Source organism: Chryseobacterium contaminans, assembly GCF_001684955.1.
Classification (GTDB): domain Bacteria; phylum Bacteroidota; class Bacteroidia; order Flavobacteriales; family Weeksellaceae; genus Chryseobacterium; species Chryseobacterium contaminans.
This window is the reverse complement of record NZ_MAYF01000307.1, coordinates 1-24,906: the sequence shown is the minus strand read 5'-3', so window position 1 is coordinate 24,906 and position 24,906 is coordinate 1. Positions and strand designations below refer to the sequence as shown.

The window sequence follows — 24,906 nt, the reverse complement described above, 5'->3', positions numbered from 1 at the left end:
AAGACTACTCGGTTTTACCACCAAAATTATTAATCCTGAAAAGCTTCTGAACACCGTAAAAGGTAAAGGAAATATCTTTAACAACTCTCCTTTTGACGACTTTACGCTGCAGATCCTGGATAAAACCAATATTCCTGTAGGTGTATTGGTAGAAAAAGATTTTACAGCTGCAGATAAGGTATTCGTTCCGATCTTTAACCTAAGCGATTTCTATCTTCTTGAATATGCCAAAAGACTGATTAACAATAATAACTCTCAGATCATTATTTTGGATGCGGCAGGACAGATCCGCAACAATATTGAGGTAAAAGAACTGATCCGAAGTATTGAACAGGTTGCTCCGAACCACATCACTTTGTATAACGAGAAAAAAATTGAAAAAGAATTCCTGAACTCCCAGGATCTGATGCTCATCAGCAGCAAAAGCTGGAAAAACCTGATCGATACGAAGAGTCTTTGGCTCTCCGATATTCCATCAACATTAATTATATCAAATCCGTAACACCGATATTTTCTATTTCTACTGGAAGCTGTAAATGTTATTCGTTGTCTGTAAAGAAAAAACGGGTATATTTATAGCTTCATTTTTTTGAATATGCTGGTTAATAATGAAAACGGAACTATAGAATTGAAAGATTTCAGTACTCAGCTGTACAGGAAAATGCCACTGGATCAGCTGAAGCAGACTGATTTTTACAAAGAAAAGTATCATAATATGTGGGATGTGAAAACCGGATATTTTTGGTATTATTTCAAGAGTATAGAGGTTGAAGACTATCAGCTTTCTTTCAGTCTCTGCTTTTTGGGAGACCAGCTGCACAGCATTCAGATGAATACATGGGAAAGCACTGATGCCAAAGACTGGAATGAATGGACAGAAGAAAAGGAAATGCAGGTATTCTACCGGAATAATAAATTCCTTACCTTAGTTTTGGGAATACCTCCAACCCGGAAAAAGAAGACCCCTTACCCAAGCTGTACTTTCATTTTTCCCTGGGGAAGCATCTGGTCGGTTTACGATCCACGAAGTGCCAGCAGTTTTATGGGAATCAGCTATGAAGAGAAGAAATAATTAATAACTACAAAAACAAAAATTATCCTATGTGCCGATACGCCATGATGGTTTATAAATGTCATTATGCCTGTTTCAACTGTCAGAAAACCTTCAAACGTCGTGTGTTAAAAGATGTAGACAGAGATGCTCAGGCCTCTGTGGAAGCCAAGTGCCCCGAATGTGGGAACCTGATGGCCAATATGGGTTTGGACTTTGAATCGCCGGCAAAAAATGATCATAAACAATGGGCACATATCCGGGATCTTTATACGGTAGGAATTACTTTTCATTCCTGTGGCTGTTCCGGACCGGGATATATTCCGCAAGACCGCAAAGCCATTATCGCTTACTTTGAAAAAATACGGGCAGAATACATGCAATCATTGGTATATTGGAGATACCGAATAGAACCGGAAACCAAAAGAGAACGCGAAATTGAGTATCAAAAAAACAGATCTGAACTATGGACAGTAAATCGCAATGCCTTTAAAGAAACTGTAACTAATCAGGAAGGCATCAATTACTGGATCACTAAAATTAAAGAGGTTGAGGAGCGTATTTCTCTTATTAAAGAGATGAAATAAGGATGGAAGCTGGAAGACGGAGGCTGGAGGTTACTTTTTGTCTTACTATTGCTTGAAGTCATTTACATCAACTTATTTTAATCTATGTTCTATGTGATAAAAATAAACATCCCATAAATCCACCCAAGATATTTAATTTGCTTTCTCCAACTTTAAGAGTCTTTTGAAATCATCTTTCATCCTTTTATCCTCCGCACTCATATAGTCTCCGCTGAAAGGTGCACCACAATCCTGGCTGTTAACAATATGCAGCAGAGATCCGCCTTCAAAATAATTCCGGGTTTCTGTGATCTCTGATTTTTCAAAATCAAAAGCTTCCGTATCGTTATTTTCCTTCATAGCCTTTTTATCATAGAAGAGCGGACGATTGTACTGATAGTCTTTTTCAAAAACAAAAGATAGTTTTCCGTTGAGCAGATAATACTCTATCAGAACCTGCCCCATTTCCCCGTAATGTCTGGCCATAATCTTTTCCAAGCGTTTGTTGTGATAATAATAGGTAGCTTCTCCCCCTTCAGCAGATTCACCTTCAATATTTTTCTTTTTAATAGAGCTCCATTTTGTAATAGAATTGATTCTCTTAAAGTTAGCCTGAATTGGTTTTAACCGGTCCTTCAGATATTCATTAGGCTCAATATCCTCTTCATGAAGGCTTTCCTTGATTCTTATTGTATCTTGTCTGATTACAGAAATTTTTGAGCATTTATAACGTAAATTCCCTGCATACCCAAACTGGAATGCCATCAATAAGATAAAAAGACTCTGTAAATATTTATTTTTCATATGATTATGTTTGGAGGTCAGAAATAGTATACCGTACTACTCCATTTCATTTCCACAAAATTAATAAATCTTCCCTTGGTTCTGAATCAAAATACCTGAGAAACCTTTGTCGTAGTTTTACTACAATTTTTAAAATTTAACCTTAAAAATTAATTCCAAATTTAGTTTTTTTATAGTTTTATGTGATAATTCACATTTGATGGAAATTGATTTTTTAGAATATAAGGTTCGTAACAGAGACACCCTGAATTCCATTGCTTCCCGGTTAGGCATAACCAAGGAAGAGCTTAAATTATTTCATAATTCCCATTGTCAGAGAATGGATAAAATATGGTTTGATCATCTTAATGAGGTTAAAACGGTATTCGTCCCTCTGCAAGTTCAAACTGAAAAACAAAAGGACCGGGAAAAGAAAAATACACTTCCTTCCACTCAACTATCCAATTCATTTTTTGCAAAAGCTTATACCATTGCAGAAACGTTTGAAAGTCCATTTGAGCCAACTTTAACGATAGATTATACGGTGAGTATTGATGTTCGTAAAGATAAAGGTACAAATCATCATAGTATATCCTACAGCCAGGATCATTTTAAAACCCATGGAAACACTCCCGAAGATAAGATAAGCGGACTTTCCATTGCCAGCATGAAGAGCATTATGCCCATTGATTTTACGCTCAATGATTCAGGTAAAATTACAGGATTTACAGATCATAGAAAGATTACTCAAGCCTTTTCTGAGCAACGGAAAAACCTTGATTTCTTCGCAGGAGAAATTTCAGAACATTATATGGATAAGTTTGAAAAGAATATTTCAGATGAAAAGTTTTTCCTGCGTCAATTACAAAGCACGCTCCTCTTTCAGGTTTTATTCCCCAAACTGGAATGGTTTCATAAGAAAACAGAATGGACAGAGTCCTTTTATTTTTTACAAAATTCATTCTCTGTCCCTTGTACTATGGAAATTGAACAGGAAAATGAAGATCAGGACTATATTACAACTACTTTAACAGGAAACAGCGCAGCGTTTTACAGTTTACAGGAATTAAGAACAGGAATAAAGTACAATGAGCCTGTTGATGATCCTGTTTCAGGAAATATCATTATAGAATACACCACACATAAGAAAAACAGGAACCTGGTTCAGGCCTCAGCGACTGTAAGCCTTTGGCGTGAAGAGGAGCTCATACAAAAACACATAATCACTATAACACAAGGATAATATGAAAAATTATGTCATACAGCAGGGCGATACGTTCAGTTCGCTGGCTCAGCAATTTAAGCTGAAAAATGAAGGTATTTTAAAAACCTATCATAATCTCCATTGTTCAGAGGAAGACATTATGCAGGAACCTGTTCCCGGCAAGAAAATTCTTATTCCGGAAGGGCCTCAGTTTATGGATGAAGAGATAGATTCTCAACCTTCTGCTTCCCAGGAGGAATCTACAGAGGAAGGAACTTATGATGAATCTACATCAGAACAACCATCCGGTGAAAACCCATCCTCTGAAAAAACAGAAGAAAAACAAGACCAAAAAGATAAAGGTGGAGAAAGCAGCTCAGGTCCGCATGATGGAAAATATTTTGTCATACAGAAAGGAACCGTACAGTGTAATCAGGGTTTCAAGTTTCCTAAATTTAAAGTCACCAGCCACCAGAAGCACTATTGGAATAATAAAGAAGGAGAAGCAGACTATCTTGCGGTTACGGAAGACGATGTACAGCTTGATCCGCCTGCACAGCCTTTTGGACAATGTAAACTTAAACCCACTTCCGGAGGTTATCTTCCCTGCGCTTATGCAGCAGCAGGAAAATGGCAAAAGCCTTACGAAAAGGTAAAAGTAATGGGAAAAAGCTGCCTTACAGAAATCTCTGAGTTAATGTGCACCACAGGCGGCAAAATAACCATCTTAAAACACGGTCAGCAAAGTGAAGCTGGTAAAAGCAATGTTGCCAGTGCCAAAAGCCAGGAGCAGCAAGTGTATAACCCTGTTATCAATTTTGATGAATTCAAAGCTGAAACGGAAGAAAATGAGGCTGAAGCCTGGTAACCCTAAAAACTAAAAATCATGGCTAAAAAAGGTGTTTTAAGAATTACAGGAAATACATCTCCGAAAACCGGAGTCAAAACATTTTATAAAGTAACGGAATGGTATCCCGATACTCCGCTTAGTGAACGTAAAGAATCACTTGTGACCTGGGAATTATTCAGAAAGAGAGAGAATGGTAAGTTTACCACAACTACAATAAAAAAGCAAGGAATAAACCACTTTACGTTTGGTAAAGATGCATGGAAATATACTTTTAGGGTTGAAGGCTATCTTCATGGTCCTGAAGGAAAAGAACCTATGTCTATTATTGTAAAACCACAAAAAAACGAACAGCAGGCACCTCCTAAAGAAAAAGAAATTCTGGGAATAAAACTTACCTATCACGATGGAACCCCGGTTAATAAAAAATTAAGCTATAAAGATCGGTTATGGGCAACAGCCAAATGTCAAGGAATGGAGGGAGAATATATCACATTCTCTCTTTGGGAAGATGATGAAATAGGTGAAGGCCATAATAAAAAAAATCAATTTATATTAAAATCTTCCCCTGTACAGGTAGACAGCAAAGGGTATGCACGTTGGAATTTTTCTTTACTTAATACTTATATCGCCATTGCTAATAAGCGAGAAGATGATAAAAAGAAACATGAATATTATGTTATCGCAGAATATAAAGGAAAGTTGAAAGCCTCAGATAATGCCAGTGTTGATAATCCTGAATATAAAGCACCTACTCCTCCACCTAAAAAACCTACCGGAAGTAATAATAGTGAAAAACCACAGTCGAAACCAAAACCAGCTCCTCCAAAGCCAAAACCGGATTCGCCCAAAGGATCTACAAGGTCTAATTCACCTAATAACCAACCGGATAAAAAAGGAGAAATTACCCAAATAAAATTGACTGATATAAATGGTAAGGACTTTACTAAAAATCCTAAATTTGGAGAAACAATAAAAGTTTCTATTAAATCAAAAAATCTTGTAGGTAAAAAATGTACTTTGAAAATATGGGAACATGACTTTATAGGAGATGATCTACTTTACAGCCGTGACCATACTTTTTCATCTGACAATTTAGATGTTCTTATTCCTCTTACAGATAAAATGCAGAAAACAGGAGAAATAGGAAATGATCCCAAAAATCCAGATAAGGGTGAATATTGGCAAGGAGGTCAACAGGAAATTTTTGCAGAAGTTATTATTTTGAACATCTCATCCAAATCAAAAATAATTGATGTGGATATAATGGAAGCTCCTAAGAAACAAGACGATGGAATAACTGCTACTAAAAAAGAAAATACTCAACAAAATAAAGGTCAAACCCTTTGTGTCTGCAAAGATGAGTACAAATTAATTTGGGGAAATAGATTAACCTGCTCTCAAAGAAAAAAAGTAGTAGAAGTCTGTAAAAATATTTGGGGAGAAAAAAATAAAATTGATAAAGCCAATGAATTGATGGCTATAATGCATCTAGAATCTGTAGGTACTTTTTCCCCTGCTAAAAAAGGAGTCACTAAGAATGGAACAAAATTCATTGGTTTGATTCAATTTAGTGATGCCACAGCAAGAACTTTACAAACAACTTATGATGCTCTAGGCAAAATGACTTTTATTGAACAAATGGATTATGTGGAAAAGTATTTAAAAGCAAATAAAGATAAAATGAATACTATTGTAGATTTCTATTTACAAGTCATAAAACCTAACGCAGTAGGAAATGGTAGCAATTCAAATTATATTGTTTTTGATGAAAGTATAAGTGTTCCTGATGGAGATGGCAGCAAAACTAGCCAAGAACAAAGGTTAAAAAATATACAAAAAGAACCTTGGGTAACAAAATATGGTTATTCTTCCAACCCGACTTTCATGCTTGAAAAGGATGAAAAAGTAAAAAGGAAAAGATGGGCTTATACTAGGCAAGCATATGAAGAACGTTATGGAGAAATAGGTGGTAAAACTTATATTTGGGAAATAGAAAAAGTAGTTAAAGGTGAACATTTTAAACCTGGTGAAAGCGAAAGATATATTGGAACTTGTGAAGATAAACCAGAAGAGAAAAAAACATCTACAGGAAAACGTGCTCCATGGATGGATATTGCAATACAAATTGCTAAAGAAATGAAGGGTTGTACTGAAGATAAAGATCCAATGTATAGCAAAGCTAAAAGCTATTTAAGATATTGTAATAACTCTTTTGAGCCTACAGATGGAGAAAATGGACCATGGTGTGCTGCATTTATGAACTGGACAATTGGACAAGTATCTTATTCACATGCAAAATCAGCTGCTTCTCTTGCTCCTTTAGATGCTGTGGCTGGAAAAAAATATAAAAAAATAGAAAAGCCTGTTTATGGATGTATTGTTGTATATAAACATAAAACCAAATGGAAAGGACACACTGGTTTTTTATATGGAATGACTAAATCTGGAAATTATATTTTATTAGGAGGAAATCAAGATAATACAATAAGATTTGATGATTATGGAGAATATACTAGTAATAGTAAAAAAAAGAAACTATATGGTTTTTATATTCCGATAGATTATGAAATAAAGGATGTAGATTATTTAACAAACTCAGATACCTACGCTACATCTAATGAAATTAATATTAAATATGGCATTGTTGCAGGAAAATCAACAGGAAAAACAAATTAATTATGAAAAATAGAATCTTTCACCTTTTAGTATTTACGACATTTTTTCTACAATGTCAAAACAAAAAAGAACAAGAAAATATTATTAAACCTACAAATACAACTATGCAAGAAAATATTAGTACTAACCAAGTCAAGGATATTCTTGAAAAGCAAACCTATTTGGAAAATGAGGAAACAGAAGATAAATATACATTATCAAAAATAGATTTAGATATACTTTCAGATTTGATTAGTAAAGACTTAAAAAGCAAAGGTTATAAAGAACCATCTAGCGAGAATTTTTCAAAAAAAATAAACTCTATTTTTGGTTTAGACATCAAATGTATTCAGCATGGAAAAATTGACACAAGGTATCTTGTATATCATGGTAATCTTTTAGATGGATCACAAAATACATTGGAAGATAATTTATTTGAATCATTTACTGAAACAGGAAATATATTTTTTGATCAGAAAAATAAACTATTGACCCCCTTTGTTTTATTAAAAAACATAGTCACAATTAAAGGGCAAAACTACTCTACTCATATTCCTCAAAATATTACCGCTCAAAATAAATATCTATTTAATGATAGCAAAGCTGATCTTGCATGGTTAAAATTTAATGATAAAACATTTCTTGAAACACTGGTTAAAGATTTTGGCTATGTAAAAGATAAGGATCTTTTAGAATGGTATATCAAAGGAAATGGAATTGAGAAATACAGCAATGACAAAGAAACCTATTTGAAAGTGTTTTATACTAAAAATTGTGATAATAGCTTCAATGTACATTCTGAAACATTTTCCTATATGGATTCTGATCCTGAGAAATATTCAAAAGAAATAATATCTGTTTTAGAAGAAATCAGGACGGATAGAATAAAATTAGAAAATTTGGACTTTCATGAGAAATCTAAACTTATAGCTTACCTGCTATATTTTGGAGAAAAACATAAAGAAAAAACAGGTTTGACCTTTTCATTTATGGGAACATTTTATGAGCATTCACAAGAGGATTTACAAAAGAAATATGATGAAGAATTTAAAAAACAAAAATATTATGGGTTACCCTCTTTTGAGAAATATTGGAATGAAGCCAAGATTGAAGGAGATGGAATTGGATTAGATATGTAGGATTAGAGCCAAAATTGCAAATTCATAATTTCAAAAGATATGTCTATAAAAATAGAATAATGCACTAACCAAATGATGAAAAATATTTCCTTAATTTTTATTCTCGCTTTATTTTCTTGCAATGGGCAAGAAAGTAAAACGAAGATGAAAAAAGAAAATACTATGGATAGCAAAGAAACTGAAATAATTGAAAGTTATTTCAAGAATAATAAATTTGAGAATACTAAGGAACAATTCAATAAAATTAATGCAGATCTACTTGGTATTAAACCTGAGAAACTTCAAGATGGATACAATGATTTTCTAGCATTCAATGAAGCCACCAATTATCAGATATCAAAAGAAGGAAAATATATTAAAATAGGTAACGATATTTTACCCGACTTAGATAGTGTTCAATTAAATATAAATAGTAACAAGAAGCTTCCTTATTTTGAGGAAATATTATCTCTGAATAAAATTATTTATCAAAATGATTTGACATCAATCTTAAATGTTACATCTAAAAATCCAGATCTGGCAACTGATTTAGTCATATTATTTAATTATGAAAAAAATGATTCTCTCTTCAATGCTGCTGTTCGAAATATTCAAAATTGGGATGATATTGAGCAAAGCTCTAGACTGCCATTTGTATTCTACAATGCCACAACTAACTCATTCAAAATTAGAGAAAAGTTGTTAGTAAGCTTAAAATCTAAAGATTCTTTTTTATATGCATTAACAAATTATCTAGCTGACAATATGGAAAATATTATAAAAACTAATGGCATTCTTCATGCAACGTTAGAAAAAGCTATTGCCTATCTTTTGCAGCTTGGCTTTATTGGCAAAAAAAATATTGATGTTCAATCAGATAAATCATATTTATTATTAAATAATATTTATATTTCTCACCCAGAATTAAAGGATTCTTTTCAAAAAAACAAATATTATGGCTACGCATCTCTTGAAAAATATTCTAAAGATTATGGGCTTTTGCAAGAAGATAATCAGGAAAAAATATATTCAAAAATAATAGACTCTGATGGCTATACTAACTTAAGAAAGGATAAAAATGCGTCCTCACAAATCCTACAAAAAATAAAAACGGATGAACAAATTGAAGTTTTAGATCAAAGTGGAGATTGGTGGCTGGTAGTTTCTAAAGAAGGGAAAAAGGGATATGTCCATAAAAGCAGGATAAAAACGGAATAATACACTAACTAATGATGAAAAACTTTTTACTCCCAATAATCTTTATTTTAATTTCATGTTCAGGCAAAGAGAAAGAATCTATACTTCTCTCCCCTGAAACATGGCATTGGAGGTCAGAAGACAAAACTGAACAGAAAGCCATAGAAGCTCAGAAACATCTTCCAGAAAAAGCTTTGGAAGAAAATAGTGAGTTCAGACTACTTGATTTAGAGAAATTAATAGATAAATCACCTATATTAAAGACAGAAGGATTTGGAAATGAAAATGAAGAATCTAGATTTATTGTTGGAGATATTATTATTTTATCAGCAAATGAAAAGCTTTCTTATCTAAATTTACTTCCTAAAACAACAGAAGATAACAGTTACATTATTCATTTAATAATTCAGGACTTAAAGGATAATTCATTTCAAGTTGCAAAACAATGGGTCATTGAACTAGATAATTCTGATAGTAATACTCTAGCAGAGTTTTATGAAAAAAATAAAATAGAGATAGCTAAAATTTTCAAAAATGAACACCTCACTCTTTTAAATGACAAGATTTCATTTAACTCTTATGATTCGATTAAAGATATTCATTTGAAATATGATTATGGAAATACTGAACAAAGAGAAATAACAGGAATAAATATCTTTAATAAAAACCAAAAATTATCAAATATTCAAACGTCTAAAAAAACATTATGCCCGGAATGTGATTCTGTAATAATATATAAAGGAGATTATTTAGGAAGTATTTCTTTAGCAAATAATAAAAAATTGCTTATTCTAGGCTTGTTAGAACATGTATCGCTTTCCCCTAGTGCTCTACATGTAAGATTTGTTAGATTATAAGAGAGTAAAAATAACGTAACCACACTCCTAACTATACTCTTGCTGTTATATACAGGAAAAATGGAAAATTTCATCTCTAAAGCGAAGTGGTTCCCGGCAAGGCCTGGCAGTACAATACTCCTGTTCTTCTCAAAAAGAAATCATAAAAAAGTTCCCAACTTTAAAAAATATTTTATAATTTCGCTTTGTGAATTTTAACAACGGAACATATTATTATAGAATTTTTACCTCAGATCTGGGATAGGGATTCTTATGAACATAACTTAAAACCTCGTCCTGGGACGAGGTTTTTTTATTTAAAAAATTTAGAAAGATGAAAATAAGTATTATTGGAGTAGGATTAATCGGAGGTTCAATGGCCTTGAAATTAAGAGAAAAAAATATCGCCAGCTTCATCTACGGAATCGATAACAGCCAACAGCATATCAACGAAGCATTAGATTTGAAAATCATTGATGCCGGAGCAGATCTGGAACAAGGAATCAAAGATTCAGACCTTATTATTCTTGCCATTCCGGTAGATGCTGCAAGAAAACTGTTACCTAATGTATTGGATCTTGTATCTGATCAACAAACTGTTATGGATGCTGGATCTACCAAAGCAGGAATTGTAGGAGCTGTGAAAAACCATCCTAAACGCTCAAGATTTGTAGCGTTTCACCCGATGTGGGGTACTGAAAACAACGGGCCCAAATCTGCCATTGCTGAAAGTTTCGCTGGCAAGGCAGGGGTTATCTGCAATAAAGAAGAGTCGGCAGAAGATGCACTGAATATCGTTGAAAACATTGTAAACGCCCTTGAAATGCATCCTATTTATATGAATGCAGAAGATCACGATATTCATACCGCTTATATTTCCCATATCTCGCACATCACATCCTATGCCCTGGCCAATACTGTTCTGGAAAAGGAACGTGAAGAAGAAACCATCTTCCAGCTTGCCAGCTCCGGGTTTTCCAGTACTGTTCGTCTTGCCAAATCCCATCCTGAAATGTGGGTTCCTATCTTCAAACAAAATAAAGAAAATGTACTGGATGTATTGAACGAGCATATCACCCAGCTCAGAAAATTCAAATCGGCTCTGGAAAAAGAAAACTTTGAATATCTGGAAGAATTGATTACCAATGCCAACAGGATCAGGGGAATTTTAAGATAACACAATGAAAATCAATCAATAGATCATTAAAAAAACGATAAATAATTTAACCACAGATTTTTTTTGTGGTTATTTTTTTGTTCAATTTCAAAAATTAAATTTTAATAAAATTAAAAAATACTTTAACTTTATTAAAAAATATATTACTTTCGTAAAAAATAAATTCAATGAAGTTACCGATAGTCTGCCCAAGTTGTGACCATACTCTTAATGTAAGCCAAATGAAATGCCCAAGCTGTAAAACTGAGGTTAGCGGAGATTATGAACTTCCGGTTCTTCTTAAGCTGAATCGTGATGAACAGGATTTTGTACTTAATTTTTTCCTGTCCAGCGGAAGTATTAAAGAAATGGCTAAACAGGCAGGCTTATCTTATCCAACGATGAGAAATAAAATGGATGACCTGATTACAAAGGTAGAACAACTTAAAAACAACCTATAAAACTATTAATAATCTGTAAACTCAATTTATTATGAACTGGAAAACCGTTTTTAATCCGTTTGAAAGGTTTAATGAAAAACAGCTTCTCCTTACCGGAATTTTAGCCGTTATTCTTTCCATTGCAACAGGATATTGGACAGGTACTACCTTCACCAGCATATACAAAATTAGTGATGCGGAAAATGCGTCATTCAAAATAATAGCCATCACTACCCTGCTAAGCTTTATGGCTGCCATTGCAATTCTTTTTATTTTAGGTAAAATCCTAAACAATAAAACAAGAATCATTGATATAATCAATACCGTTCTAATCTCCCAACTTGTTCTGATCCTTTTTCAATGCATCGGAAAAATGCCATACATTAGACTTGCAGGAAAAAATCTCATCAAGTATGAATCTGCCCCTTCAGGAACCTTCCCTTTTACAGATTTCCTGATTATGATTTCCATGACTTGTTTTTCCATTATCACATTAGTCTATAGCATTACACTTTTTTACAATGGGTTCAAAACAGCTACCAATATTAAAAAGTGGCAGCATATTGTACTCTTCTGTATTGTTTCATTGGTGAGCATTTTAGCCTGCCAAATTGTAATTAATAAAATCATTTAAATATCATGAAAATCAAATTATTAGTGGTGCTGGCATTCCTGGCACAGATTTGTCACGCCCAAATTGAAGGAACCTGGAATGGCGAACTGGATACCCAAAGCATTAAACTTCCTGTCATCTTTAAAATATCAAAAAAATCAAAAGCATACACTTCCATCCTTATTAGTCCTAAACAAAGTTCAAGAGAAATTCCTGTAGACAAAACAGATTTTAACAATAATGAGCTCATCCTTGAAATTGGAAGTATTAACGCGGGCTACAAAGGAATCTATACAACAGATCATTTTGAAGGAAACCTGATTCAAAACGGCAGAACCATTCCTTTAAATCTTTACAGAGATAGTAAACCGGAAAATTCTGACGTTCCTTACCTCAACGAAAAAGCGATCAACACTCAAAAACTGGATGACTTTTTAAATTATATGGTTCAGAATAATCAGGAGATCGGAAGCATTTCTATTTTCAGAAATGGAACGGAGGTCTATAAGAGAGACTTTGGCCAAAATCTTCTGCCTGCCAATACAGTTTATGATCAAAATACCGGCTATCAAATTGGCTCCATCAGTAAGCTTATAACTGCTGTAATGCTTTTTCAGCTCATAGAACACGGCAAACTAAGCCTTAATGAACCTCTTTCAACATTCTACCCTGAAATACCAAATGCTGAAAATATAACCATCCAAACCATGCTGAACCACACCAGCGGGCTGGGAGATTATGTGGGAAAAGCCGATAAAAAGAATTGGCTCTTTGAAGGTCCGGTAGGTGATAAGGCCATTATTGATGTCATCAAAAAAAGTGATATGCAATCTAAACCAGGAGAAAAGTTGAGGTATTCCAATTCTGCTTATTTCCTGTTGAGCAGAATATTGGAAAAGATCCATAACAAGCCTTATAACGAGATTTTAAAAGAAAATATTCTGAACAAAGCTCCAATGCCTCATACGTTTTCTGTACTTGACAATCCTAAGAATATATTCAAATCCTATGAATTTATCAAAGACAGCTGGACAGAAGTTAAAGATTTTGATTTTCACAACTGCATTGGACTGGGTGATATCACCTCTACCCCGGAAGACCTCAATATCTTTATCAATGCATTATTCAATGGTAAATTCATCAAAAAGGAAACTCTTGATCTGATGATTTCCAACAAAAAAGAAAAAGTATTTGGTCCAGGAATCATGAAAGTTCCATTCTACAATATTATTTCCTATGGACATGGTGGAGATACGGCGGGAAGCCATTCTATCCTGGCCTTTGAACCAACAGATCAATTATCTTATGCCATAACCATTAATGGTCAGAACTTTCCTCACAACAGTTTTTACATTGCCCTCATGAATCTGGTATACGGCAGGGATTATCAGTATCCGGTATTTAGTAATGCTAAAGTTCCCGTTGCTGATCTGGAAAAATGACACAAAGCAGAAAAACATATTTATTTAATACCTCCCATAAATAGTTTTTCACCAATATCATCATTGAAAACCTAATCATTCTCCTTCTCCGGAAGGGCAAAAATTCAAAGAATTTTGCTGTGGTCAACAAGATCCAACAAAAAAATCCTTAGATATTTCTAAGGATTTTTATATTGTACAATTATTCTCAATTAACATTCCGGAACATTCACGGCAATAGCCAATCCCCCTTCAGAAGTCTCTTTAAAACGGTCACTCATCGAAAGAGCAGTTTCCCACATCGTCTGAATTACCTCATCCAAAGTTACTTTTGCTTTGGTAGGATCACTTTCCAATGCAATATTGGCAGCTGTAATAGCTTTCATTGCACCCATTGTATTCCTTTCAATACATGGAATCTGTACCAATCCTCTGATAGGATCACAGGTTAATCCAAGGTGATGCTCCATTGCAATTTCTGCGGCCATCAGTACCTGTCCTACACTTCCTCCTAAGATTTCTGTAAGCCCGGCAGCTGCCATAGCTGATGAAACCCCGATTTCCGCCTGACAACCTCCCATTGCTGCTGAGATCGTCGCATTTTTCTTGAATAATGTCCCTATTTCTCCTGCCACCAATAAGAAACGAATAATATCATCCTCACTGATAGAATCTGTAAAGGCCTGAGAATACATTAAAACTGCCGGAATTACACCACTTGCTCCATTGGTAGGTGCTGTAATAATTCTTCCGAAACTGGCATTCTCTTCATTCACTGCCAATGCAAAACACGCAATCCATTTATTGATATTGGTGAAGTTTTCTTCAGCATCTACAACCTGCTGAAACCATTCGTCTTTATTCTTATATATTTTGTCTCCAAGCAACTTTCTGTTGATTCCGGCTGCTCTTCTGGAAACATTTAATCCTCCCGGAAGAATCCCTTCTTTATTTACTCCTTTGTAAATACATTCTTTAATCTGCTGCCAGATATACAATGCTTCTGCTTTCGTCTCTTCCTGAGTTCTCCAGCTTTCTTCATTGATGAAAATTAAATCTGACATTTTACTAAGTCCAAGCTTTTCACAGTATTTCGCAATATCTGAAGCTTTATGACAAGGGTACAAGGTACGTACACACTGCTTCTGAATTGAGTTTTTCTCCTGGCTGGCAATAAAACCACCTCCTACAGAATAAAAATCCTGAACAAGCTCAGTTCCATCTTCAAAAACAGCTCTGAAAATCATTCCGTTCGGGTGAAAATCAAGAGATTTTTTCATATTCAGGATCAAATGATGTCCATAAATAAACGGAATCACCTTCTCGCCACCAAGATTAAGGGTTTGAGTACTCTTGATATAATCTATTTTTTCATCAATTTTGGTAGTATCGATCGTTTTATAATCTTCTCCATTCAGACCAAGCATCCCTGCGATATCCGTTCCGTGCCCGATTCCTGTTTTGGCAAGTGAACCAAAAAACTCAAGAAAGACTTCTTTCACTTCTTCTATTGATCTTTCTCTTTTTATAATCCTGATAAATGCAGATGCTGCATTCCAAGGTCCCATTGTATGTGAACTTGACGGGCCTATCCCTACTTTAATAATCTCAAAAACCGATATTGATTCCATAAATGATTCTTCATTTTCCTCAAAGCAAAGATACATGATAAATCTTATAATATGCATAGTAAAACTTCACAATTAGCGGCCCTATATCATGTATTTTTTGCCTGTTTCAAATCTATTCTAAAATTTTCCTGATCTGATCTTAAAAGGAAATAAGAACATGACTCTTAATTAAAGCGTTCCTGATGCTGGGAAAGATCAAGACCCATATTTTCAGATTCTTCAGAAACCCTTAATGTAATCATCGCATTGGTTACTTTATATAACAATAAAGATCCCAAGAAAGTAAAAGCAGACACCAGAAATAATGCAGCCAGATGGTGAAGGAATACCTCAATGCCACCATGAAGAAGGCTCGCTTGTTCTCCATGGGCAAAAATAGCGGTCAGGATCATTCCCATAATCCCTCCTACTCCATGACAAGCAAATACATCAAGGGTATCATCCACTCTTTTTAGAGCTTTCCAGTTAACCATCAGATTGGAAACAATTGCAGAAATAAAGCCTATAAAAAGACTTTCCTGAATACTTACAAATCCACATCCTGGTGTAATGGCTACAAGACCTACTACCGCACCAATACAGGCTCCCAAAGCCGAGACACTCCTCCCGTTGATCCGGTCAAAAAATATCCAGGTCATCATTGCAGAAGCCGAGGCAATAGTGGTAGTTCCAAATGCAGTTGCCGCCGAAGCCGAAGCACTCAGAGCAGATCCTGCATTGAATCCAAACCATCCAAACCACAGCATCCCTGTTCCCAAAAGTACATATGGGATATTAGAAGGTTCATGATGCGGATTTTTGCGTTTTCCTAATACCAAAGCACCGGCAAGTGCTGCAAAACCTGCACTCATATGTACTACGGTTCCACCTGCAAAATCTTTTACTCCAAAATATTTGTTTAAAAGGCCATCAGGATGCCAAACCATATGACAAAGCGGAGTATAAATACAAATACTGAACAGGACAATAAATAAAAGATAAGAAATAAAACGAACCCTCTCTGCAAAAGACCCGGTAATGATCGCAGGAGTAATAACAGCAAATTTCATCTGGAATAATGCAAACAGAATAAAAGGAATCGTAGGTGCCATTATGCGATGTGGCAGATTTCCGACTCCATTGAAAAAAGGAAAGCTTAACGGATTTCCAATAATCCCATAATGCTTTCCGGCAATGGTTATTCCTAAAGATTCACCAAAGGACAATGAAAAACCAACGACCACCCAAACCATAGAAATCACTCCTAAAGCAATAAAGCTCTGCAACATGGTAGAAATTACATTTTTCCGGCCTACCATTCCTCCATAGAAAAAGGATAGCCCTGGTGTCATCAGCAGTACAAGCCCTGCTGCAGCCAAAATCCACGCTACATCAGCTCCTACAATTTTATCTTCAGTTAAAAAGGCTCCTTTATCAGCAATATCAGTGTCCGGATTCCAGAATAAACCTCCAATGGCAACCACTGCAATAAGAGAGAAGGAAACGATCCATTTTAATCCTATTTTCATAAAATTTATATTTAACCCTATCAAAATTACATATAAATATTATAAAAAAGCACTTTATTTAACAAACACCCCTGTTAAAAATTATTCACCTAATAATAATTCTTCTTTTTCTTTGAATATTTCATTCAGAATTTTAGAAACTTCTTTTGATTTGGTGGCTGGAAACAGATGGGTTCCTCCTTTAATTATGTAATCTGGTTTTGAATTCCTGATCGGGAAAACAATATCCTTATCCCCCAGAATCTGAATTACCTCAGGGTTTTCTTCAAATTTCCATTCGGCAACTTTTTCTACAGACCATTTCAGGTAATAAGGGTCTCTTACTCTGAAATACTGAAGAATTCTTGGATTCTTCGGATCGAACAATTTTCTGAGCACCCCATATACATTGGCTGCCCTTGTATTAAATAGCCCTACAGGTAATATTCTAGGGATTTTAGTGACTTCCCCGGTCTTTATGAATTTGGATTTTTCTTTATCAGATTTGATGCTTCCCAGAATAACCACTTTTTCAGCTGGTTTCAAGCGATTGATTTCTTGCACCATGATTCCTCCAAAAGAATATCCAAGTAAACAGAATGGCTCTGAAGGATCTATTTTCTCTGCCATTCTTTCCACATAAGCATGAAAAGGTTCATTTTTTTCTGGGATGAGCCAGTCTATAAAAATAAGTTCACAGTGCTTGGGAAACTGTAATCTTTCAAGCACCTTGAAGTCTGCTCCAAGACCGCTTACAACATAAATTTTCATCTTACTAATTTATAAAAAATGCAGAAGAACTATCATTGGGATTAAAAAAAATTAACCATACAATTTTAAAGTAATCCATCTTTTCTAACCTCTTGAAATTCTTCCTTATGAGGAAAAATACAGAACATAAAAGTAACAATCGAAAATGGCTCATACCAAAAAAAAGCAGCTCCTAAGAACTGCTCTTTTATCAACATTACATTTAATTTTATTTTTTCTTTACAGGAACTCTATTTTCATTATCCAGTTTTTCAGTAGATACTTTAAACTGAATATCCATTTCGTCCTTGATGAAGTAATCTTTAAGAGAAGACTGGTAGAATACTTTAAAGTCTCTTCTGTTCAGAGAGAACTTTGCAGATTCAATTACTACGGTAAACTGAGTAACATATACATTCGCGGGGAAAGTGATGGTCTTTCTCACACCTTTAAGGGTAAGGTCTCCGTATACTGTAGAGTTATACTCACTGTTTGCTAAAGGAATAATTTTAGTTAAATGGAATTTGGCAACCGGAAACTTCTTCACTTCGAAGAAATTGGTACTTTTCAGGTCATTGGTAAGCTTGATCTGATCCTCATCAGAAACATCACCAGCCATCATACTTCTCATATCTATTACAAATTCACCATCTACCAGTACAGTATGGTCAAAGTTGAATTTTCCACTTTTTAATTTTATCGTTCCTGAATGGGAGGAAGCCTCAGTTTTTACAACCTTATATCCCCACCACCTGATCTCTGATGAAGTTACTTTCGAAACCTTATCAAATTTTCTTTGGGCAGAAACAAATGATATACTTGCGCACACCATAGCAAACAATAGTAATCTTTTCATTCTTTTTTATTTACAATTCAACAAAAATAAAAAAAAGTGTAGAACTTCTACACTTTTAACAATCTTTTTTTGATTAAATTATTGAGCAGTTACCTTTACTACCATATCGATATCATCTTTCACAAAAACATCCTGCATGGTAGACTTGTAAGCAACATCAAATTTCTGTCTGTCGAAAGAGAATTTGTTAGATACTAAACTTACCACTCCTTTGCTGTAAGAAATTTTAGCAGGGAAAGTAACTGCGTTTGTTTTTCCTTTCACAGTAAGGTTTCCAGTTACTAAAGAGTTGTAGATCTTATCGTTGTTTTTCTTTACTCCTGTAATTTTGAAAGTAGCAGTTGGGAATTTTTCAACTTCAAAGAAGTCACCATTCTTAAGGTGCCCGTTCAGTTTCTGCTGATATTCACCTGTAAGGTCAGTAGCATTAATAGAAGTCATATCCAATACGAAGCTTCCTCCTACAAGCTGGTTCCCTTTCATTACCATATCTCCTGATTTTACTTTTACAGTTCCATCGTGAGAACTTGCCTCAGATTTTGCTACTTTGTATCCCCACCAGTGGATATCAGATGCTACTACTTTTTTAGACTGTCCGAAAGCTAAACCACCAGCTAATACTGCTAATAAAAATATTTTTTTCATTGTTTAGAATTATTTTAATTAAGTTTAGGGCAAAGGTAGCCATCTTATTTCATAGATTTCATTGATGTATATCAAGATTCTCAATTATTTTCATGAATAATATCATCCCATAAAAAAACTCCGAATTTCTTCGGAGCTTTATGATTATTGTTGATAGTAGGCTGTATACAGAGCCACACCTTTTAATGCAGTATGATTTTGCTTGACCAGATAGATCGGAATATTTCTAAGCATTCCCTCCATTTTATCACTGATCTTAAATTTCTCGTAAAATTTATCCTTATCAATATATTCTCTAACCATCTGTGGGATATCTCCTGCGATGAGAAGACCTCCTGTTGCTTTAACCTTCAGGGTAAGATTATTGGCTTCTCTAGCCAGGAACTCAAGGAAAGTATCCAAAGCAATTCTACAGATCAGTACATTATCCTCTACTGCTGCTTTGTAAAGTTCCTCAACAAAATTACCGTTGGCAAGGCGTTCACTTAGCCATTCAGGTTCCGGATGTCTTTTTACATCTCTCAGGAAACGATAGATATTGAATAATCCTGACTTAGACAATACATTTTCCCAGCTTACAATACCATAGATATTATTAAGAAACTGGTAAAATTCAACCTCAACATTTGTTCTTGGTGAGAACTCGGAATGTCCTCCTTCTGTTGCGAAAGGTCTCAGGTTTTTTCCATCAAAGAAATACCCGGCTTCTCCCAGTCCGTTTCCTGGAGCAAGGATGGCCACGTTACCTTTTTCAAGATGACCACTGGTATAAATCGCTTCAAGATCATTATCTTCAAGAAGAGCCATTCCATAAGCAGAAGCTTCCAGATCGTTCAGCATTTCTACTTTTTCAAAGCCAAAGTCTCTTTTATATTCTTCAACGTCTAAATTCCAGCCCAATCTTGCAGGGCTGCTTTTCCCATCAATTACAGGGCCTGGCACTGCCATTCCCAAACGCTTTACATTTTCCAACTGATTATCCTGAATAAACTTTCTTAAGATATCATTAAAGGAAGAATATTCCTTAGTAGAATATGTATTTTGTAGCTTAATCTCAAGACCTCCGCTACCGGAAACAAAATAGCCTAAGATTGTTATATCTTCACGGAGGCTCGCCCCAATGATAGAAACATTATCATTATTACTGTTCTCTACTCCTGGTAAATAAAGTGGAAATTTTGGATTCAGAATCATAACCTCAAATTTTACCAAATATAATAATTGTTTTCGTAAATCCTGCACAGAACGAAAAAACCTTTTCACTTTCGTGAAAAGGTTTGGTTAATAATTGTTTATATATTAAATCTAACTACTTTCCTAATGGAATATTATAACCGAATCCTACTCCGATATTCCCCACATTATAGTCTTGTCCGGCTAAATCTCCTTTAGTTCCTACAAAAACCTTTTGGTATTGTACAAAGAAATTCCAGTCTCTGTTGTGATATCCGATTTCCGGTTTGATGTAGAAACCTCCGCTTGCTCTTTCCACATTAGTGTTAGATGCAACAGTTTTATCTCCTACCAAGAAACCGTACCCTAGGTCAGTTCCAAAATAGAAACCTGTTTGCTTAGGATAAATTCTTACTAAAGCAGCTACAGGAACTACTCCTACATCATTATTTTTATAACCGTTGTTATCTTTTCCAAAATAGTGAGTATATCCTGATGCGATACCTAATCCAAACCCAGGTGTAATAAGGTTCTGGTAAGATACATCTACTCCTACTGCAGCAGAAAGATTATCTGCAGGAACTGCTAAACCAACATTTGCACCCACTTTGATCATATTATTCATCTGTGAACTTTGTGCGCTTGCTATACCTGCTGTTAAAATCCCAGCCAGCAATATTGCTTGTTTAAACATTTTCATAACTCTAATTTTTAAATTTTACTAAACAAGAGGATGTAAAAATCGTGCCAAGCAAGGCTCCCTATCCTTTTTTAACAGCATACAAAAACACAACCATTTGATTATCAATTACTTTTTTATGTTAAATTTTAAATGATTGTTTAACAATTTTTATAAAAAATAAGGCCCAAAATGTGAAATAAGTCTAAAAAGTTAAAAAATTGAAGACTGAAAATGTAACACATTGATACAAAACAAATTCTATTGTTGAAAAATACAATCATTACTCATGATAATATTAACAAACCTTAACCCGTTATCATTTTAACCTTCTTTCTTCAGAAACATCAAAAAAATAAATGTTCTCACCATGGCTGATTCATTATTAAAAAACAAACATCTTCTCTGGCGCGCAGGGTTCGGTGTTGGAATTAATCAAATTGATGATTTGAAAAATAAAAATCCTAAAACAATAATTAATGAATTATTTAAAGAAGAAGGTTTTACAGAGATCAATTATGATACCCCGGATATAGATCCTGCAGGAGACTATATGAATAGTACAGCTCCTGCCGAACAGAAGAAAGAAATGCAAAGGATTTACAGGGCACAGAATGAAGAATTAAATCTCAATTTCCTGGATAAAATGGTGAACAGCAAAGAGCAGATGAGAGAAAAAATGGTTTTTTTCTGGCATGGACATTTTGCTTCAAGAGTTCTTAATCCAAAATTTAACCGGCAGCTATTAAATACTATCCGCAAGTATGCGTTGGGGAACTTCAAAGATCTTCTTTTCGAGGTAAGCCAATCTCCGGCAATGCTTAATTTCCTGAATAATCAGCAAAATAAAAAAGATCATCCAAATGAGAATTTCGCCCGTGAGGTCATGGAACTTTTCACCATGGGAAGAGGAAACTATACAGAAAAAGATGTAAGAGAAGGCGCCAGAGCGTTTACAGGATGGAGCTATGACAAAGACGGAACCTTTAAAGAAAAAAAGAATCAGCATGATGAAGGAACCAAAACTTTTCTGGGAAAAACCGGCAATTTTGATGGAAATGATGCTTTAAACATCATTCTGGAGCAAAAAGCAACTGCAAAATTTATTACAACTAAAGTCTATAAGTTTTTTGTCAATGAAAATGTAGATCAGGATATTGTGAATACATTAAGCAACAGCTTTTATAATTCAGGTTATGATATAAAAAAACTGATGACTGATATCTTTTCAAGCTCTTGGTTCTATGATCAGAAAAACATTGGTAACAGGATAAAATCTCCCATAGAACTGATGGCCGGAATAATGCGGATTCTTCCGATGCAGATTCAGAATCCTGAAAACCTCATCGTGTATCAAAAGCTGTTAGGACAGATGCTGCTTTATCCACCCAATGTAGCAGGATGGCCCAATGGAAGAGCCTGGATTGACAGCTCTACTCTGATGCTGAGACTTCAGGTTCCCCAGATCTGGTCGGGTCTTCGTCCACTGGAATACAGCCCACGGCAGGATGATGATATTGATATGGGAATGAAATCTAAGGAAGCAGCTTTTAATAAAAGCTTTAAAAATCCTAATATCACCATAGACTGGAATCGTGTAGATCAGATTTTTGCCCATAAAAACTGTGAAGATTATCTGATTCAAAATCCAAAGAGCCTGGACATGAATACAGTGAATAATTTCTCTGATAAAAGCACGAAAATGACTATTATCAATTTGATGTCAACCCCGGAGTATCAATTAATGTAAAGCCTTCGTTACCTGCAACCTAAATCAAATCGCTATGTTAATCAAAAGAAGAGAATTCCTCAAAATAAGTTCGCTGGCCACAGCATCATTTTTAATGCCTAATTTCCTGAAGGCGATGACGCTGGATGAAGCTCTGAGTTTCAATCAGAATATTCTGGTTGTGCTTCAGTTTACAGGTGGTAATGATGGTTTGAATACGATTATTCCCACCAAAAATGACATCTATTTCAGAGAGAGAAAAACGCTGGCAGTTCAGGATTCTTTGGCTCTTACAGATGAAGCAGGAATCAATCCTTCCCTATCCTATTTTAAGGAGCTTTTTGATAACGGAGAGCTTTCCGTTATGAATAATGTGGGGTATCCCAATCCGGATAAATCCCATTTCCGAAGCATGGATATCTGGCAATCGGCAAGCAGAAGTGATGAATTCCTGGATACAGGATGGCTGGGCCGTTTTCTGGATGAGGAATGCTACCGTTGCGAGCATCCCACACAGGCACTGGAAGTAGATGATATGCTGAGTCTGGCTTTGAAAGGAGAAAACAATAAAGCCTTTGCCTTTAAAGATCCTAAAAGACTGTATCAGACCAGTCAGGAAAAATATTTCAAATCACTTTATGATCATCATCACGACGATGAAACGGTTTCCTACCTTTATCAGACTTTAGGTTCCACCATTAATAATGCAGGGTATATCTTTGATAAAAGTAAAGCGAAAAAGACAAAGCAGACCTACCCTAATTCTCAGTTGGGAAAAGATTTTAAAACTGTCGCTTCCTTAATCAAATCAGATATCAATACGCAGGTTTATTATCTTTCCGTTGGCAGTTTTGATACCCATGTGAACCAGAATGACCGCCAGAAAAAACTTTTCAGTGATATCAATGAAGCTGTAAAGTCTTTTGTTGCTGATATGAAGAGCAATGGCTTATTCAATAATATTCTTTTGATGACTTTCTCTGAATTTGGACGTCGTGTAGCTCAGAATGCCAGCAATGGAACGGATCACGGAACGGCCAACCAAATGTTTTTCATCAGTGGAAACCTTAAAAAGAAAGGGCTACTAAACAGTCTTCCTGATTTACAAAACTTAAATGAAGGCGACCTGATTTACACTGAAGATTTCAGAAAAGTATATGCTACGATTTTGAAAAACTGGCTAAAAGCAGATTCTTCTAAGGTTCTGGGATGGAAAAATGGGGTTTATGACTTTATATAAATCAACCACACATTTATATAACCACAAAAGACACAAAAGTTTTTAACACTTAAGTTATTTTTAAGATACTACTCACTGCTTCAGAAGTTCACTTAAGTTTTTGAAAATCACATATTTTCTTGAATACTACAGAGAAAACTCCATTTGAAAGACTGCATATTCCCCTCCTCTGGAGGGGTGGCAAAAATTCAAAGAATTTTTGACGGGGTGGTTTACTCATTTGCCTTCTATCACCACAAAAAAAGAGACCATCCATAATGACAGTCTCTTTTCAATAATTTTAAATTTAAACTACTTTTACGTTAAGCAGTAATCTGCTTTGGTTCTTTCTCTTTCTGATCTTCTTTTTTATCAAGTTTCTCAGATATTTTTTTAACGATATACTCAATCGCTATAGGTGCTATAATGGCAATAATTGCTTTAAATATTCTTGATTTCATAGTGTGATTTTGTACGTAGTGACTGCAATTACCAAGCCAAGATAAAAATCTGTGGTATATTTTTAATGAATTACTGACATAAAAATCAGCGGATTAAATGTATACATAGCCCATGAAACCTATATAAATAAGTTTTTTAAGGAATTATCAATTCCTGATAATTTTTACTTCCCGCTTTGAATTTTTCCTCCATCCTCAGTCGTAACTTTTGAGGCTTATGCACTACCAGAGAATCTCCAAAGCCCAATAATAGCCTTTCTAATTCATAATTGATCTGTACACAGACCTTAAAAAGGGTTCCTTCTTTGGTCTCACTAACGATTTCCTGACTTTTATGAAGTGGTTTTGTTTTTACATAAGGAGCATTGGCAGCATCTACAAAGAAA

24 protein-coding genes and 1 pseudogene are annotated in these 24,906 nt (G+C 34.8%); 15 read left to right on the top strand and 10 right to left on the bottom strand.

Annotated features, from left to right (window positions below; translation table 11 throughout):
- The 3 genes and pseudogenes from BBH99_RS15255 to BBH99_RS15245 form a co-directional block, all read left to right on the top strand.
- A pseudogene (locus BBH99_RS15255) lies at positions 1-502 on the top strand (cation:proton antiporter); the annotation flags it as partial.
- 93 nt (positions 503-595) lie between these two features.
- Positions 596-1,072 (top strand): hypothetical protein, encoded by a 477-nt coding sequence (locus BBH99_RS15250; RefSeq protein ID WP_083188849.1) that lies wholly within the window; start codon positions 596-598, stop codon positions 1,070-1,072.
- 29 nt (positions 1,073-1,101) lie between these two features.
- Positions 1,102-1,638, top strand: coding sequence for a hypothetical protein (locus BBH99_RS15245; protein WP_066697577.1), 537 nt, complete (start codon positions 1,102-1,104; stop codon positions 1,636-1,638).
- Between the two features lie 132 nt (positions 1,639-1,770).
- Here BBH99_RS15245 and BBH99_RS15240 read toward each other — a convergent pair whose 3' ends face one another.
- Positions 1,771-2,421 (bottom strand): hypothetical protein, encoded by a 651-nt coding sequence (locus BBH99_RS15240; protein WP_066697575.1) that lies wholly within the window; start codon positions 2,419-2,421, stop codon positions 1,771-1,773.
- Positions 2,422-2,620: 199 nt separating this feature from the next.
- Between BBH99_RS15240 and BBH99_RS15235 the strand changes: the two genes are divergently transcribed.
- The 10 genes from BBH99_RS15235 to BBH99_RS15190 all read left to right on the top strand — a co-directional run bounded on the left by BBH99_RS15235 (position 2,621) and on the right by BBH99_RS15190 (position 13,911).
- A complete protein-coding gene (locus BBH99_RS15235; RefSeq protein ID WP_066697573.1) occupies positions 2,621-3,643 on the top strand; it encodes a hypothetical protein in 1,023 nt (340 codons plus the stop codon).
- A gap of 1 nt (position 3,644) precedes the next feature.
- Positions 3,645-4,472: a DUF4280 and LysM peptidoglycan-binding domain-containing protein gene (locus BBH99_RS15230; protein WP_066697571.1), complete on the top strand. Its 828-nt coding sequence runs from the start codon at positions 3,645-3,647 to the stop codon at positions 4,470-4,472.
- A gap of 18 nt (positions 4,473-4,490) precedes the next feature.
- Positions 4,491-7,130 carry a C40 family peptidase gene (locus BBH99_RS15225; RefSeq protein WP_066697569.1) on the top strand — a complete coding sequence of 880 codons (2,640 nt, stop codon included), beginning with the start codon at positions 4,491-4,493 and terminating at the stop codon, positions 7,128-7,130.
- Positions 7,131-7,132: 2 nt separating this feature from the next.
- On the top strand, positions 7,133-8,248 hold the full coding sequence (locus BBH99_RS15220; protein ID WP_066697565.1) for a hypothetical protein: 1,116 nt from the start codon (positions 7,133-7,135) through the stop codon (positions 8,246-8,248).
- Between the two features lie 72 nt (positions 8,249-8,320).
- The gene (locus BBH99_RS15215) at positions 8,321-9,445 is read left to right on the top strand and encodes an SH3 domain-containing protein (protein ID WP_083188848.1); all 1,125 of its coding nucleotides are present in this window, start codon (positions 8,321-8,323) and stop codon (positions 9,443-9,445) included.
- An 11-nt stretch (positions 9,446-9,456) separates the two neighbouring features.
- Positions 9,457-10,281 (top strand): hypothetical protein, encoded by an 825-nt coding sequence (locus BBH99_RS15210; RefSeq protein WP_066697559.1) that lies wholly within the window; start codon positions 9,457-9,459, stop codon positions 10,279-10,281.
- Between the two features lie 313 nt (positions 10,282-10,594).
- Positions 10,595-11,437, top strand: a complete 843-nt coding sequence (locus BBH99_RS15205; RefSeq protein ID WP_066697556.1) for a prephenate dehydrogenase — start codon at positions 10,595-10,597, stop codon at positions 11,435-11,437.
- Between the two features lie 167 nt (positions 11,438-11,604).
- Positions 11,605-11,877, top strand: a complete 273-nt coding sequence (locus tag BBH99_RS15200; protein WP_066697546.1) for a DUF2089 family protein — start codon at positions 11,605-11,607, stop codon at positions 11,875-11,877.
- Between the two features lie 31 nt (positions 11,878-11,908).
- Complete coding sequence (locus BBH99_RS15195) at positions 11,909-12,490, top strand: YIP1 family protein (protein WP_066697544.1); 582 nt, start codon at positions 11,909-11,911, stop codon at positions 12,488-12,490.
- 5 nt (positions 12,491-12,495) lie between these two features.
- The gene (locus BBH99_RS15190; RefSeq protein ID WP_066697542.1) at positions 12,496-13,911 is read left to right on the top strand and encodes a serine hydrolase domain-containing protein; all 1,416 of its coding nucleotides are present in this window, start codon (positions 12,496-12,498) and stop codon (positions 13,909-13,911) included.
- 191 nt (positions 13,912-14,102) lie between these two features.
- On the opposite strand, the gene BBH99_RS15185 is transcribed toward BBH99_RS15190, so the two are convergent.
- The 7 genes from BBH99_RS15185 to BBH99_RS15155 all read right to left on the bottom strand — a co-directional run bounded on the left by BBH99_RS15185 (position 14,103) and on the right by BBH99_RS15155 (position 21,132).
- Entirely contained in the window at positions 14,103-15,521 is a 1,419-nt protein-coding gene (locus BBH99_RS15185; protein ID WP_066697581.1) for an L-serine ammonia-lyase, read from the bottom strand.
- Between the two features lie 164 nt (positions 15,522-15,685).
- The gene (locus BBH99_RS15180) at positions 15,686-17,029 is read right to left on the bottom strand and encodes an ammonium transporter (RefSeq protein WP_066697535.1); all 1,344 of its coding nucleotides are present in this window, start codon (positions 17,027-17,029) and stop codon (positions 15,686-15,688) included.
- 81 nt (positions 17,030-17,110) lie between these two features.
- Positions 17,111-17,779 (bottom strand): alpha/beta hydrolase, encoded by a 669-nt coding sequence (locus tag BBH99_RS15175; protein WP_066697531.1) that lies wholly within the window; start codon positions 17,777-17,779, stop codon positions 17,111-17,113.
- 208 nt (positions 17,780-17,987) lie between these two features.
- A complete protein-coding gene (locus BBH99_RS15170; RefSeq protein ID WP_066697528.1) occupies positions 17,988-18,614 on the bottom strand; it encodes a YceI family protein in 627 nt (208 codons plus the stop codon).
- 78 nt (positions 18,615-18,692) lie between these two features.
- Entirely contained in the window at positions 18,693-19,259 is a 567-nt protein-coding gene (locus BBH99_RS15165) for a YceI family protein (protein ID WP_066697525.1), read from the bottom strand.
- A gap of 144 nt (positions 19,260-19,403) precedes the next feature.
- On the bottom strand, positions 19,404-20,453 hold the full coding sequence (locus BBH99_RS15160; protein WP_066697521.1) for a glucokinase: 1,050 nt from the start codon (positions 20,451-20,453) through the stop codon (positions 19,404-19,406).
- 115 nt (positions 20,454-20,568) lie between these two features.
- Positions 20,569-21,132, bottom strand: coding sequence for a hypothetical protein (locus BBH99_RS15155; RefSeq protein WP_066697518.1), 564 nt, complete (start codon positions 21,130-21,132; stop codon positions 20,569-20,571).
- Positions 21,133-21,481: 349 nt separating this feature from the next.
- Between BBH99_RS15155 and BBH99_RS15150 the strand changes: the two genes are divergently transcribed.
- The gene (locus BBH99_RS15150) at positions 21,482-22,861 is read left to right on the top strand and encodes a DUF1800 domain-containing protein (protein ID WP_066697515.1); all 1,380 of its coding nucleotides are present in this window, start codon (positions 21,482-21,484) and stop codon (positions 22,859-22,861) included.
- Positions 22,862-22,895: 34 nt separating this feature from the next.
- Positions 22,896-24,080 (top strand): DUF1501 domain-containing protein, encoded by a 1,185-nt coding sequence (locus BBH99_RS15145; RefSeq protein ID WP_066697513.1) that lies wholly within the window; start codon positions 22,896-22,898, stop codon positions 24,078-24,080.
- 302 nt (positions 24,081-24,382) lie between these two features.
- Here the strand turns inward: BBH99_RS15145 and BBH99_RS22510 are convergent, their stop codons facing one another.
- Positions 24,383-24,520 (bottom strand): hypothetical protein, encoded by a 138-nt coding sequence (locus tag BBH99_RS22510; RefSeq protein ID WP_164465458.1) that lies wholly within the window; start codon positions 24,518-24,520, stop codon positions 24,383-24,385.
- Between the two features lie 136 nt (positions 24,521-24,656).
- A partial coding sequence (locus BBH99_RS15140; protein WP_123873197.1) for a WCX domain-containing protein occupies positions 24,657-24,906 on the bottom strand: 250 nt, incomplete at its 5' end.